Source organism: Bifidobacterium vansinderenii, from assembly GCF_002234915.1.
GTDB lineage: Bacteria > Actinomycetota > Actinomycetes > Actinomycetales > Bifidobacteriaceae > Galliscardovia > Galliscardovia vansinderenii.
Genome location: NZ_NEWD01000007.1, coordinates 198,195 through 212,566 on the forward strand (window position 1 = coordinate 198,195; position 14,372 = coordinate 212,566).

Here is a 14,372-nt window from a genome sequence, read left to right on the forward strand (position 1 = left end):
CGAATTGTTGCATTTGCAACTGTTGTATATGATAACTTTTCGTTATGAAGGTTGCATATGCAACAGTTGCATGTGATGCAGATTCGAGGAGGACGATGGACAGACGCATTCTCAGTCTGGAGATGCGCGCGCTCTGCAAGTCCGTCGACCGCTATCTCGGCGAAACCATGCCCGAGTCCGCGGCCAGCGCCACTGGAGGCAACGCGCACATCATCCTGTTCCTGGTGCGCAACCGGGACAGGGAGATCTACCAGCACACCATCGAGCAGCACTTCGGCGTCACCCGATCCACGGTGTCGCGCGTGCTCGCGCTGATGGAGAAGAAGGGACTGATCACCCGTGAACCGGTCGCGCACGACGCCCGGCTGAAGAAGATCGTGCCCACGGCCAAGGCCGACGCCATCGTCGCCGACCTCAAAGCCAACGGCGAACGAGCCGAACGACTGCTGCTCAGCGGTTTCTCCGACGAGGAGGAGGCCGCGCTCCGCGAATACGTGCAGCGCATGCGCGACAACATCGCGCGGGCACAGCAGGAGTTCGAAAACAGCGGTGCCATTGCCGATGATGCCGTCGCGGACGCCGTGGCAAAGAACAACCCGACAAAAAACGACACAGTGAAAAACGACACAAAGAAGAAGGAGGAAGACAAGTGACCGACGCCACCGCCACCGAAGCGGCCATCGAGAAGTCGCGCAAGGCCGTCGAACCGGCCAGGCCCAAACACATCATTCGCACACTCGGCAAGTCGCTGCGCGAATACCGGAAGCACAGCCTGCTGGCCCCGGCATTCGTGATCGTCGAAAGCGTGCTGGAGATCGTGATCCCCACGGTCATGGCGTCCCTGATCGATCAGGGCATCACCGGCGGCAGCATGCCCGCCATCATCAAGTTCGGCCTGATCCTGCTGGGATGCTCGCTGGTGTCGCTCGCCTGCGGATTCCTCGCCGGAAAGTTCGCCGCCATCGCGGCCGCCGGATTTGCGAAGAACCTGCGCCACGACCAGTTCGAGAAGGTGCAGGGCTTCAGCTTCACCAACATCGACCGGTTCTCCACCGGTTCGATCATCACCCGACTGACCACCGACGTGACCAACCTGCAGAACGCGTACGCCATGATGATCCGCATGGGCGTGCGCGCGCCGATCATGGTGGTCGTCGCATGGATTTTCTCGTTCCGCATCAGCCCGAGCATTTCCATGGTGTTCCTCGCCTGCATCCCGATCCTCGGCCTTGGTCTATGCGGTCTGGCCGTGCTCGTGCACCCCGTGTTCGAGCGCGTGTTCCACACGTACGATGCGCTGAACAATGTGGTCGACGAGAACCTGCAGGGCATTCGCGTGGTCAAGTCGTACAACCGCGAATCCTATGAGATCAACAAGTTCGACCGCATTTCCAAGCGCATCTTCAAGGACTTCACCAAGGCCGAACGCATCATGAGCTTCAACATGCCGCTCATGATGTTCTGCATCTACGGATCCATGATCCTCATCTCGTGGATGGGCGCCACGCAGATCGTTGCCTCCGGCAACAACGCCGCGCTGGGTCTGACCACCGGCGACCTGACCGCGCTCGTGACCTACGCCATGCAGATCCTCATGGCCATGATGATGCTGTCGATGATCTTCGTCATGGTCATCATCTCCCAGGCGTCCGCCGAACGCATCTGCCAGGTGCTGCAGGAGCAGAGCACCGTGACCGATCCTGACCAGCCCGTCATGGAGGTGACCGACGGCTCCATCGACTTCGACCACGTGACCTTCCGCTACTCCGACAGCTCCGAAAAGCCCGTGCTCGACGACATCGACCTGAACATCCCGTCCGGCGCCACCATCGGCATCGTCGGCGGCACCGGATCCGCCAAGTCGTCGCTCGTCCAGCTGATCCCGCGCCTGTACGACGTCTCCTCCGGCTCCCTCCGAGTCGGCGGCCGCGACGTGCGCAACTACGACCTCGAGGTCCTGCGCGACCAGGTGGCCATGGTGCTGCAGAAGAACGTGCTGTTCAGCGGCACCATCGCCGAAAACCTGCGCTGGGGCAACCCGAACGCCACCGACGAGGAGCTGCGCCACGCCTGCCAGCTCGCCCAGGCCGACGGATTCATCCAGGAATTCCCCGACAAGTACGACACGTACATCGAACAGGGCGGCACCAACGTGTCCGGCGGCCAGCGCCAGCGACTGTGCATCGCCCGAGCGCTCCTGAAGAAGCCGAAGATCCTCATCCTCGACGACTCCACCAGCGCCGTCGACACCAAGACCGACAAGCTGATCCGCGAGGCGTTCCACAACGAGATCCCCGACACCACCAAGATCATCATCGCCCAGCGAGTCTCCTCCGTGCAGGAATCCGACATGATCCTCGTGATGGACGGCGGCCGCATCATGGCCCGAGGCACGCACGACGAACTGCTCCTCACCTGCGAGGAATACCGGTCCATCTACGAATCCCAGACCAAGAACCAGGGCCAGTCCGAAGAGGAGGCCACGGCATCCGAGCCGGCGCCTGCGTCTGCCCCCACCGAACTGCCCGAACAGGAGCAGACCCTGGCCCACGAGGTCCAGAACGCCCCCACCGCCGACCACACCGCCGAAGGAGGTGCCCGATAATGGCCGAACAGACCAAACAGAACAACACGAACACCATCACCAACCGCCGGCCGGGCATGCTCAAACCCGCACCCGGCACCACCAAACGCATCTTCGGCTACATCATGCAGTACAAGGTGCGCGTCGTGGCCATCGTCGCCTGCATCCTCGTCGGCGCCGCCGCCCAGGCCGGATCCGCGCTCTTCCTGCAGACCCTGATCGACAAGTACATCCTGCCGATGGTGGGGGAGACCAACCCCGACTGGAATCCGCTAATCCGCGCCATCACACTCATCGGCTGCCTGTACCTCGCCGGCATCCTCACCGGATGGCTCTGGCAGTGGCTCATCGTCACCGTCGAACAGGGCGTGCTCAAGAAGATCCGCGACGACATGTTCGCCCACCAGCAGCGACTGCCGATCCGCTACTTCGACACCAACGAACACGGCGACATCATGAGCCGTTACACCAACGACACCGACACCCTGCGCCAGGCCATCAGCCAGTCGTTCCCGCAGATGTTCTCCTCGATCATCTCCGCGCTCGCGGCCATCATCTCCATGCTCTGGCTATCCGTGCCGATCACCGTGTTCGTGCTCCTGTTCACCGTGCTTCTATTCGTCATCGTCCGCAAGATCGTCGGACGCGCCGGTCGATACTTCGTCAAGCAGCAGCAGTGGCTCGGCGACGTCAACGCCTTCGTCGAGGAATCCGTCAACGGCCAGAAGGTCATCAAGGTCTTCAACCACGAGGACACCACCCAGAAGACCTTCGACGAAAAGAACCAGGAACTCTTCGAAGCATCCGCCGAAGCCAACACCTGGGGCAACGTCACTATGCCGGTCGTGGGCAACATGGGCTACATGCTCTACATCCTGCTCGCCATCCTCGGCGGAGCCATGGCGCTCGCCGGCGTCGGCAACTTCGGCCTGTCCGGAGCCGGCCCGCTCACCCTCGGCACGCTCATCTCGCTGCTCACCCTCTCCCGATCGTTCATCAACCCGCTCGGCCAGGTCTCCATGCAGCTCAACATGGTGATGATGGCGCTCGCCGGCGCATCGCGCATCTTCCAGCTGATGGACGAGCCGGTGGAAGCCGACGGCGGCACCGTCACCCTGGTGAACGTGGAACTCGGCGAGGACGGCCGCACCATGACCGAGGTGGACCACGAGACCGGCCACTGGGCGTGGAAGCGCGAGGAGGGCGACGACGGCACGCGTTCCATGGCCGCCGCCCACGCGCTGAGCCCGCGCGCCGCCGAAGTGGCGACCAAGGCCCGCGAATCGGCCATCACCTCGCCTGACGGACGACTCACGCTGCTGCGCGGCGACGTGCGCTTCACCGACGTGACGTTCGGCTACAACCCCGACAAGCCCGTGCTGCACGACATCACCTGGTTCGCCAAGCCCGGCCAGAAGATCGCGCTCGTCGGCGCCACCGGTGCCGGCAAGACCACCGTGACCAACCTGATCAACCGGTTCTACGACATCCAGGAAGGCCAGATCCTCTACGACGGCATCTCCATTAAGGGCATCTGCAAGCCGGACCTGCGCCGCTCGCTCGGCGTGGTGTTGCAGGACGTGAACTTGTTCACCGGCACCGTGATGGACAACATCCGCTACGGACGCCTGAACGCCACCGACGAGGAGTGCATCGAGGCCGCGCGGCTCGTGAACGCGGACAGCTTCATCCGCATGCTGCCGCAGGGCTACCAGACGGTGCTCGAGGGTGACGGATCGGGTCTTTCGCAGGGACAGCGACAGCTGATCTCCATCGCGCGCGCCGCGGTGGCCGATCCGCCCGCGCTGATCCTCGACGAGGCCACGTCGTCGATCGATACGCGCACTGAGGAAGTGGTGCAGGCCGGCATGGACAACCTGATGAAGGGCCGCACCGTGTTCGTGATCGCACACCGCCTGTCCACCGTGCGCAACTCCGACGTGATCATGGTGCTCGACCATGGCAACATCATCGAGCGCGGTTCGCACGACGAGCTCATCGCCCAGAAGGGCGAATACTACCAGCTGTACACGGGCGCCGTGGAGTTGGAGTAGGGCGGCTCGCGGTTGGTTGGCTTGGGCTGCTTGGCATGGCTCTCCTCTCCGAGGAGAGCTGTCGACGCCGCCGACTGAAGGGGAGCCGTGCGCTCCCATGACTAGATAAGGCCCGCATTCCCGGCTGGAGGGGGAGTGCGGGCCTTTTGCGTCTTGATTGCTAAGATAGGTGTGTCCGCAAGGGCGGACGTGTTCCGGTTAATAGGGTTGACCAACCTTTTCTGCTGGAGAAATCCTCGCAATTGCGGGGTTTAATCTAGCGGTAGTGTTATGATCAATTTAAAGATAAGGTTAAAAGGGTAATCTATTTGAGTGAAAAGATACCGAAGATGTACTTTTGACTCTACTTGGAAACTACGGAGTTTCCTTACCCCCTAACCGGAAAAGGACGAATAATACGAAAGGAACGAAAAAAGGCTGGAGAAGAATTCAGAGGTGAAGTCCGTGCCTTCGTCGGTCCGATGCGCCAATATGACAAAAAACAACTTGTGAACAGCGATCTGTTCCAGGCCATGAAAGGTAGCGAACAGGCTGTTAAAGCTACGAACCTGCACTACGTCGTCGCTACACAGACACTGGAGGTTGGCATTGATGCCGATTTCTGTACGTTGATCACCGAACTGCCCGCGGCCAGTGCTCTGGTGCAACGTGCTGGCCGAGTGAATCGTCGGGGAACGCGGGACTCTGGACGCATCATCGTGTTCCGGGAACCAGATTTGTCCAAAACCCCAAAGGGCGTGTATTCGGCCGAGGAACTGGAATACGCGTCGCATTGGCTGGAGACATTCGAGGGAGCTGATTCCGGTATTTCCGCGTGGACATGTACACAGAATCCGCCACGGTCTGCCGAGTTGTCCCGTGCCGCTTTGCAGCGCTTGGAATCCTGGGATGCGGAGAACCTGTCTCATACGGACGAGGAACTGGCTGCCGACATGATGCTGCCGTTCCAGAATCCCTCTGACATCAACCTCTGGCTCCGGGACGATCTGCTGTTCCAGGATGATCCCAACATCGGCGTGGTCGTCCGATCGTTGCCGGAGAACGATGCCGACGCATTAGGTCTTCTTGATGCGGCGAGACCGGTGGCCGATGAGGCGTTTCCCATCCGGAACCGCAGTCAGATCGCGGAGATCGCGAAACGTTCCCACGATGGCACCTCGTTCCGCATCTTTATCGTGCGGGCTCGAGAGACCGGTGAGAATGCGGTGACCTTGTGGAGCGAATCCGTCGGTTCCCTGCCCGATTGTCTGCAATCCGGCGACACGCTGGTCGTGGATTCGTCGGCTCCGTTGTTCGATCGGAACCTTCATACGCTCAAAACGGCGGGAGGCGAATGCGAGACTGACGTGTACAACCTATGCCAGAATTCTGGCGTCGTGCTCTCGATAGCAGACGACGATGATGCACTTAAGCGGATATTTGCCGTGATCCGGTCGGCCGATGTTCCCGATGACTCTGATACTCCGAACGAGGATTCTTCGGGTTCATCCTCGTCTGATATGGATTCATGTCTGTTGAGGAACGTGCTCATCGATGAGGCGGATTTGGAATATCTTCGTAGGGCAATTCAATCGCATACAGTTGGGCGTACTGGCAATGGATATGATTCCGTCGGACAAAATTCCATGCAGGAGTTCGTTGAGAACTACGAGAATATGCCAACGGAACGGTTCGTATTTCCTGCACTTGCTACGGAGGAGGATCGGCTTTCATGGCTGGTTCTCCAACGTTCCGAGAACTCTCTGGATGACGTTTCCCTGCAGGAGATGCGAAAAGCGATCTCTGGCCGAAGGAACGATCCTGTGCATTTGAATACGGATGATGGGCATCAGCATTCCGTGGCGCGCAGGGCCGAACGCTTTCTTCAGATTCTCGGTCTATCTGACGGGACTTGTCATGATGTCATGACGGCGGCACTCCATCATGACGATGGCAAAAAGGATCCACGATTCCAAAAGCTGCTGCACTTTAGAATCAGGGAACCACAGAGCTATGATGACGAGACATATCTTGCCAAGAGCCAATATTACTCGCCCGTATACGAGGCTCGGATCCGTCGAGAGATGAACCTGCGTGGCTGGCGGCATGAGCAGCGTTCCGCCGCCGAGTGCTGGGCGAACCATGATGTTATTGGTGCGAACGACATTGAGCTGGTGACCCGTCTGGCCGGTACCTCGCACGGTCATGGGCGTTCATGCTTCCGCGATAATGCCGAGACATTGATCCCCCGGTACGTGATGGAACATGATGATACTGGCCCGGCACCGAGCATCAATGACATTCGTCGTGCGGCCAGGGAACTGTTCGACAACGGCGTGTGGGAGCGAATCATCTCCCATACGGACGAACGGTACGGGTACTGGGGTGTGGCCTACCTTGAGGCGATCCTACGGGCCGCCGATATCACGATCTCCGCGGAAGGGCGGTGAACGATGGATCTGGAAATCTACGGGCGATACGATGACGCGTTCTCGCATCTGTTTCTGATCGGTCTCGCATCGATTCTCGAAGACTCCGACGAGCAACGTACTTGCATGGTCTGGTGGAAGGAACGTGGAAAGGCCATAATCCGCCCCGGTGACGACCTGTCCTGGGAGGATTGCGCCGAGATCGTGCAGGCGCATGCCAGACGCTGGTGGGAATCGTCGTGGCTGAACGCCAGTGACGTGTACTCGGAAACGAAGAAAGCGGCGAAGCAGGCGAAGAACGCCGTCGCCGCGGAACGCGCGACGTTGAGCCCCCGGCTCGGCACTCCGAGTTCGCCGGATAAATGGCGACTGCTGGAATGTAATCGTGCACAGGCCATCGATGCGTTGCAGACGGTTCTGGATCATCGGTACATCGGGGCGTTGGGTGAGCCATCGTACTGGTCCGGAGATATGACCGCGAACGGATACACCCCTGACCGTGGCGCAACCCGCTGGGAAATGGTCGCCCGAAACCGTGGACAGGAGTTCATCACCGGACGTCTGCGCCCGCTGGCTGAGGCGGTAGCCTCACGTGATTTGCCACAGATTGAGGTCGGACTACGAGGACAGAAGACTGTCGATGAGACCGGCAAGAACAAAAGTGATAGCCGTACTCCCACAGGTCTGCGGAATCCTTCAATCACGGACAACGCACAGGCGTGGTGCGCCCTGTTCGGCGTCTCCGCATTCCCCGTGATGAAGTCGACGACGAACAAAAGAGGCAGCACGGCGGCATTTTCCCAGATCAGTGGACAGAATCCGTTTGCGGTACTACCCATATGGTTGAGCCCATGGACACTGGACAGATACCGCACGGTCGTACGCAGCCGTGCATTGCTAACGATCGGACTGGACGAGGCCTTCCGCAATTCCATGCTGGACGATATAGAAGAATTCCGTATTCGTTCGGGCATCACTGCAGTGACGGTGAGGAAGGAACGGCAGTGGCTGAAGGACAAGGGTGTGGAATACTGCATGATGTTTCCGCAATACGTGTCAGACAACAAATCGGCCCCGGAACGCTGGCTGATGAAAGGACATCCAGTCTTTTTGGAGGAAACGGGGGCGCATCGTGAACGATGACCCCATTCCAATCAGCCTTGTTGCCAACTACATGTTCTGTCCCAGACGCGCATGGATGGAATCCGTTGGAGAGCGGGTGGAGTCCGCCCAGATGTCGCAGGGATTCTATGATCATCGCAAAGTGGATCGTGAACGAAACCACCCTGCGAGCACCGGTGACGGGGACTATCAATCCATCAGCATACGTCATGAAGAATGGAGGGTTTCCGGGAAACTCGATGCGGCGAGATTGACGGATGACGGAGTGATCATCCGTGAGTACAAGGCCACGCCGGTCAAACGCGAGATGATCGTCACGGATGCGATGCGCATACAACTCGCTCTGCAGGCGGCTTGTCTGGAAGACATGGGATATCGCGTCGCACGTACCGAGATCTTCTTCACCACCCATCATCGCAACGTGGAAGTGATACTGACGCCCGAGGATTATTCCAAGGCGTGCATGGCCGTGGAAAAGACTCGCTCTCTCATCAATTCTGGGACCGCGCCGGAACCGTTGGAAGACAGCCCGCGATGCATGAAATGCTCCCATGCGGGAATCTGTCTTCCCGAAGAACGACAGTTGAAGCCCGTCAGTAGACGCGTCATGGTTTCGTCTCCGGACAATCAGGTGACCCATCTGGCCACGCCCGGGGCCAAGGCGTTCAGCCGGGCAGGGCGGATGATCGTATTCAAGGACGGTCAGGAACTGACTTCCATACCGCTTGACACCATTCAAGGGCTGCAGGTGCATGGGAACACGGACCTATCCAGCGGACTGATCCGCGAACTGATGTGGAGGGACATTCCGATCCTCTGGTGTAGCGGCACCGGTCGCCTGTACGGCTGGGCCATGTCAACCTATGGCCCCAACGGGTTGCAGCGTGCGAAACAGCATGTGGCTTCACAGGAGGGGCGATTGGGGTTGGCCAGGGAATTCATCATCGCAAAAGTGCATAATCAGTCGGTTTTGCTGCGCCGATCCGACAAGGACAATCCCATTGTGGAGCGGCTACGGAACATCGAGAAGACCGTTGTCAACGCGAATCGATGGCAGGACGTTCTGGGATTGGAAGGAGAGGCTGCGTCCCTGTACTTTTCCCAGTTCCCTTGCCTGATCAAACCGGGCCGCCGCGATGACTGGCAATGGAACGGACGTACTCGCAGGCCGGCGCTTGACGAGCTGAATTCCCTGCTGGACTATACATACGCGCTTCTTCTTGCGGACTGCATACGCGCTTTGATCTCCTGCGGACTGGACCCTCATGCGGGCTTCCTGCACAGCAGCAACCGGAACAAACCCGCTCTGGCATTGGATCTCATGGAGGAATTTCGCGCTCCTATCGCGGACTCCGTCGTGCAGACGGTGGTGAATAACGGGGAAGTGCATCCGGATGGGTTCGTCCGGTCCCTTGGATCGGTTCGGATGAAGGACGGGACCAGAAAATCGCTGATCGGCGCTTACGAACGACGGCTGAGTACCGAGCTGACCCATCCGATCTTCGGATACAAGGCCTCATGGCGGCGCATCATCGAGATTCAGGCAAGGATGATCCTCGGCTACCTAGATGGAACACAGTCGCCATATCGAGGAATTCGGGTGCGGTGATCCATGACCGACGAGCAACGAAGCTACCTGATGGCATACGACATCAACGATGACATAAGGAGATCACATGTTGCAAAGATCCTGCAAAGCCACGGCGAACGACTGCAATACAGTGTGTTCCTGCTGCGCATACGGCCATCGAAGCTGCTGAAGGTCAAAGCATCCGTGGAGGACGAGATCGACCCCGACACGGATTCGATTTTGATCTGCGATCTCGGAATCAACGATCACGCCGAACGATCCATGCTGTTTCTCGGCAAACGCAGCTACCGGGACACCATGATCCCTACAATTATTTAAAGCCTTGAATGGACTTTTCATCTCGCATGAAGGAAGTTTGATAATTTCAAAGGGATTATTTTGGCTGCGAAATGTGCCGCGAGCGCTGAATCATAACGGAAATCATGCCGGACCTCTCGCAGGCGACATTGCAGACACCGGCATGTCACTTTCTTCCAGATTGCTCCTCCAGCTCTTGCATATGCGGGAGCTCTCGCGATCCTCCATCCAACACTAAGTGTGCTAGTCTACCTATATCCCACCATCTCTAGAGCCTTAGCTCTAGAGCTTCATTGAGGGCAGTTGTCCGTGCTGTCGCTAGGTAGAAGCCATGGCATCTCTAGAGCCTTAGCTCTAGAGCTTCATTGAGGGGGGTACGCCACGGTCCGGTACCCATTTGCCTCCCGATCTCTAGAGCCTTAGCTCTAGAGCTTCATTGAGGGTCCATGCTCATGCCCTTGGCCGGCAGTGTGTCATGGGTATCTCTAGAGCCTTAGCTCTAGAGCTTCATTGAGGGAATGCGGCAAGCGTGGACATTTTCGCCACCATGTGCGATCTCTAGAGCCTTAGCTTTAGAGCTTCATTGAGGGAATCTTTCTCAGTTCGCCGGAACCGATCGGCCATCATATCTCTAGAGCCTTAGCTCTAGAGCTTCATTGAGGGGGTTGGAATCATGGGCGAAACGAATACTACGGATGATCTCTAGAGCCTTAGCTCTAGAGCTTCATTGCTATGCGAACTTCAGAACTTGGAGATAGGTGTCTGCAAAGGGCTCAAATCACTTCAGAACTCGAAGATTGCCCGGACACGTCCGAGCTGGCCATGGTGCTTCCTCGTCATCGCGCTTTTACGGGGATGGCGACGACGGACCATGCGAATTTGTTGCCGAACCGGAGCTATGAAATGGCTTGCGTACGTGGGTACGATTACTTAACGACTTAAGATGTCGATTTGGTCTTGCGGAGGATGACGGGGAATGGAAGAGCATGATTCGCAAATACTCGACTACGATGTCATGACGGCACTCGCCGAACAATGTCGGGGCCTGGTCCGTGAATTGGATCCGGATAGCGATCCTGTCGTCGGTCTTGATATCGATGCCGGGGAAATGGATCTTGCCATAGCGGATGCGTTGGATGCATTGTCCGTAATTCCGGGCTATAGGAACTTTTGTGGTGCTTTAGACTCCGTTTCCCTAGTCGTCTGACTTCCATGGGACGTGGGTGTGGAAGTCGTTCCAGTCGATGCCGGTGTCGTATTCAGGCTCGCCGTTATCGTCGCCGTCGCCGCTCGACTGTTGGGCCGGCCTCGTCGTCTTCCAATGCTCCGGGCGGATCAGTGTTCCGGGTCGCGGGCCCGCGCTTTTCATGTAGCACACCCATTCGCAGGCACGTCTCATATGCTCCTCGGGCAGCCCGTGGTGGTCGAGGAGCACGTGCTTGAGCGGCGAGTTGACGCCGCCCTCCAGCCGGTTCGTGGTGCGCGCCACCGGGCCCGCGGCGGTCAGCGAGGGCTCCAGGAACGCGAACAGCCTGCCCTCGCGGAACAGTCTCTCCAGCCGCCGGTAGCAGCGTCTGACCTCCTGGTGGGTCCACCACCACTCCCGGCGCGTGGCCTTCGGGTTCGTCGGATCGTCCTTCGCGAAGGTACGTTCGTTGATGAAACCGCCCCACCTGAGATGCCATGCGTTGAGCGCCTCGCCCCACCGGGCCGCCCGCTCGGCGTCATGGACCCCGGTGAGCCGGTCGGAGAGCTTCTTGAGCTCCCGGCCAGCATCGAGCCTGGGCCTGGCGGTCAGGTCGGTACGGGTGTTGCGCTGCACGTGCACCAGGCAGCGCTGGATCCGCGTGGACGGCCACGCGGCATTGCAGGCGGCCTCGGCGCCGCGCAGCCCGTCGGTGATGAGCACGTCGGGCGCGGGGATGCGCGAGAACAGCGCCATGTAGGCGGCCCTCGACTCGTGCGCGCACCACCAGCACCTCGCCGCTCTCGCCGTCGACCGCGACGATCAGGCACCAGCCGTGGTTCATGTACGTGCCGTCCGCCATCACCGTGTGATGCCCGACGGCCGGCGGCGGGATGACGGGCCGCACGTTCCAGCACCACGCGGTCCGCTTGCGCAGGGCACGCGCGTCGCCGTTCGCGTCGCACGAGGACTGGGATGCGCGGCCGAGCAGCCAGGCGAGGAACGCGTCGAGCTGCCTGCCGCGCTCGGCGGTCTCCCGCGGCATGGTCGAGCTCAGCGAGCAGGCCGTGCACTTCCAACGTTGGGTCCCCTTCGCGGTCCGACCGCTCTTCTTCATCGACTGACCGCATATCGGGCATTTCTTCGCCTTGCTGGACTTCATTCTCATACGTCCAGCCCATCATCGGAACGTCCCTATTTTCCCATGAAGAAAAATAACACCCCGACACACCTACTGCCGTAAGGCCAAACCCTAGTTATAAGCACCACAAAAGTTCCTATAGCCCGTAATTCCCGGAGCGGCGTCGCGGATACCGAAAGAGGTAGTGGAGCTTACCCATAACCCCGTATACGTGGACATTCACCGATTCGACGGGGTGTTCTAGGAGCCTGCGGAGTTGCTCATATCGGCAAGGAATAGAAAGGAGCCCGTGCCATGACAACCATGACAACAAATGGTCAGTCGATATTCGACGAGCTCGAGGCTATTGCCAAGCGATGGATCCCAATGATCGAATCTGTGGATCCGCTTGCGGCTTCCCTGATGGCCCTTGACGTGGATGCCGGGGAGCCTGAGCCCGCCGTCGCATCCGCGCTCAGCATCATCCTCGCGCATCCCGAACTGGACATTGAGATCCCGGAAATCGTCATCACTCTTACGCGCAATCCCGCCTATCAGTCGCTTTACCGTCTACGTGATCGACTCCGGTAATTACAGTAGAAACCCCCACTTCCGATAAACGGGGACGCCATACGGATTCTCGGCAAGGCTGATGGGCGGCGAGACGGGCTTCGCTTCGTCGAGGAGCGAACGCAACTCGGGCGCCACGGTTGGAGTCCTTCCATTGTCCTCGATGACGGCGGCGAGTAGCGTGACGGTGTCGGCAGGAAGACGGGAGGCGTCGAGCTCGTTGAGGCGCGAGAACCAGACTCTGCTGGTCTGTGCGTGATCGACGGCGTGCACAAGGTAGTGCCAGAGCGCGAGCCGGTCGGCTGTCGCAAGATCTCGGATGGGAATGTACACATCGTCGGCAGTATTGAAATGGCGTTCGGTCATGAGACGGTCCTTTCGACTACGCGTCATCGGGCATGAAAGTCACCGGTGCATACGGCATAGGTCATACAGCATAGGAGCATAGCGGCATATCGGGTTGTACGGTATACGGCCAGTGTTATCCAGACCACATGTCGTAGCCACATACCGTACGCCGGACCGTTTTCCCGCGTTCCGCGGACTAGGCTGGAGGGTATGGCAAGTGAACAGCAAACTTCGAGCGATACCCAGTCAGTTCAGTCGTCTCAGGCCGGCCATGCCCAGCCTCACGCTCATGCCCATCTCGAGCCGGGCAAGAAGAAGGCCACGATGCTGGGCCTCGTCATGGTTTTCGCGATTCGCAAGCACATCCAGCAGCAGTGTCATGCCGATCTGCGCGTTGCCAATGTTGAGCGGCTCATCGAAGCCGTCGAGGAGGGTGAGCTCAACCAGAGCATCATCCGCGTGCTGCGCAACGTCGCACAGGAGGTGGAGCCCGTGCCCGCCGCGCTGGCCACGCTGCTGACGCATGAGGATCCGACGGACAAGCCCTTCGAGCTGCATGAGGAACTGGCGTCGGAGGACGAGAAGTCCCTCGCCGTCGGCTTCTGCGTCCGTATGGACGTGGCGTTGCGCGGCACCGAGCCGGCCGACGAGCGTGAGATCGTCCACACGCATCTGACCGGCGAGCGCGCCGCCTCCCATCGTTGCGAGATCATCTTCCGCGTGCTTTCCACCATCCGCGATCTGCTCAAGCTTCAGGACGAGATCGACCGCAAGCGCCACGCGGCGTGAGCGACGACTCCTGCTGCGGTAGGGCCAGTTCACGCTTTGTCGGGAGTTTCGTTGCGTGAACTGGCCGGAGTCTTCACAACGTTGATATTCCGCCGTTGTCGTGTTGAAATCCGGTTCACGATTTGCGTGCGCTTGCATTGCGTGAACCGGAATCTGTAGGGCGAGTGCGGACGGCGTGGTCCGCATGCGTTATCTGGCCATTTCTGGCCATGCCCTCCAACATTTGTCATGTAACCCCGTAGGCGTACGCTGTTGCTTGGTCGTCCCGAGGAAGAGGACCACGATAATTCAATAATCGCAATA

General features: G+C 59.2%; 11 protein-coding genes, 1 pseudogene and 1 CRISPR repeat array. Of the genes and pseudogenes, 10 read left to right on the forward strand and 2 right to left on the reverse strand.

Annotation, left to right across the window (positions count from 1 at the left end; all coding sequences use genetic code 11):
• Positions 1-95 precede the first annotated feature (95 nt).
• From Tam10B_RS04400 to Tam10B_RS04435, 8 genes are all read left to right on the forward strand, one after another.
• The gene (locus Tam10B_RS04400; RefSeq protein ID WP_198947524.1) at positions 96-653 is read left to right on the forward strand and encodes a MarR family winged helix-turn-helix transcriptional regulator; all 558 of its coding nucleotides are present in this window, start codon (positions 96-98) and stop codon (positions 651-653) included.
• Positions 650-2,605, forward strand: coding sequence for an ABC transporter ATP-binding protein (locus tag Tam10B_RS04405; protein ID WP_093960041.1), 1,956 nt, complete (start codon positions 650-652; stop codon positions 2,603-2,605). Before Tam10B_RS04400 ends, Tam10B_RS04405 begins: the two co-directional genes overlap by 4 nt.
• On the forward strand, positions 2,605-4,638 hold the full coding sequence (locus Tam10B_RS04410; RefSeq protein ID WP_093960042.1) for an ABC transporter ATP-binding protein: 2,034 nt from the start codon (positions 2,605-2,607) through the stop codon (positions 4,636-4,638). The genes Tam10B_RS04405 and Tam10B_RS04410 overlap by 1 nt, the downstream gene beginning before the upstream one ends.
• A gap of 488 nt (positions 4,639-5,126) precedes the next feature.
• On the forward strand, positions 5,127-7,067 hold the full coding sequence (locus tag Tam10B_RS04415; protein ID WP_143248536.1) for a hypothetical protein: 1,941 nt from the start codon (positions 5,127-5,129) through the stop codon (positions 7,065-7,067).
• 3 nt (positions 7,068-7,070) lie between these two features.
• Positions 7,071-8,189, forward strand: a complete 1,119-nt coding sequence (locus tag Tam10B_RS04420; protein ID WP_093960044.1) for a hypothetical protein — start codon at positions 7,071-7,073, stop codon at positions 8,187-8,189.
• A complete protein-coding gene (locus Tam10B_RS04425) occupies positions 8,179-9,777 on the forward strand; it encodes a CRISPR-associated endonuclease Cas4/Cas1 (RefSeq protein WP_093960045.1) in 1,599 nt (532 codons plus the stop codon). Before Tam10B_RS04420 ends, Tam10B_RS04425 begins: the two co-directional genes overlap by 11 nt.
• A 30-nt stretch (positions 9,778-9,807) precedes the next feature.
• The gene (cas2, locus tag Tam10B_RS04430; protein WP_233133581.1) at positions 9,808-10,077 is read left to right on the forward strand and encodes a CRISPR-associated endonuclease Cas2; all 270 of its coding nucleotides are present in this window, start codon (positions 9,808-9,810) and stop codon (positions 10,075-10,077) included.
• A 243-nt stretch (positions 10,078-10,320) separates the two neighbouring features.
• Positions 10,321-10,790: direct repeats of the CRISPR family, unit length 36 nt; unit sequence ATCTCTAGAGCCTTAGCTCTAGAGCTTCATTGAGGG.
• 242 nt (positions 10,791-11,032) lie between these two features.
• Entirely contained in the window at positions 11,033-11,263 is a 231-nt protein-coding gene (locus Tam10B_RS04435; RefSeq protein WP_093960047.1) for a hypothetical protein, read from the forward strand.
• Here the strand turns inward: Tam10B_RS04435 and Tam10B_RS04440 are convergent.
• Positions 11,252-12,410 (reverse strand): annotated as a pseudogene (locus Tam10B_RS04440) (IS1249 family transposase). The gene Tam10B_RS04435 and the pseudogene Tam10B_RS04440 sit on opposite strands and share 12 nt — an antisense overlap.
• A 267-nt stretch (positions 12,411-12,677) precedes the next feature.
• On the opposite strand from Tam10B_RS04440, the gene Tam10B_RS04445 reads away from it, so the two are divergent.
• Positions 12,678-12,953 carry a hypothetical protein gene (locus Tam10B_RS04445; RefSeq protein WP_093960048.1) on the forward strand — a complete coding sequence of 92 codons (276 nt, stop codon included), beginning with the start codon at positions 12,678-12,680 and terminating at the stop codon, positions 12,951-12,953.
• Here Tam10B_RS04445 and Tam10B_RS04450 read toward each other — a convergent pair whose 3' ends face one another.
• The gene (locus Tam10B_RS04450; RefSeq protein WP_093960049.1) at positions 12,954-13,298 is read right to left on the reverse strand and encodes a hypothetical protein; all 345 of its coding nucleotides are present in this window, start codon (positions 13,296-13,298) and stop codon (positions 12,954-12,956) included.
• A 192-nt stretch (positions 13,299-13,490) separates the two neighbouring features.
• On the opposite strand from Tam10B_RS04450, the gene Tam10B_RS04455 reads away from it, so the two are divergent.
• The gene (locus tag Tam10B_RS04455) at positions 13,491-14,069 is read left to right on the forward strand and encodes a hypothetical protein (RefSeq protein ID WP_143248537.1); all 579 of its coding nucleotides are present in this window, start codon (positions 13,491-13,493) and stop codon (positions 14,067-14,069) included.
• The last annotated feature ends 303 nt before the right edge of the window (positions 14,070-14,372 follow it).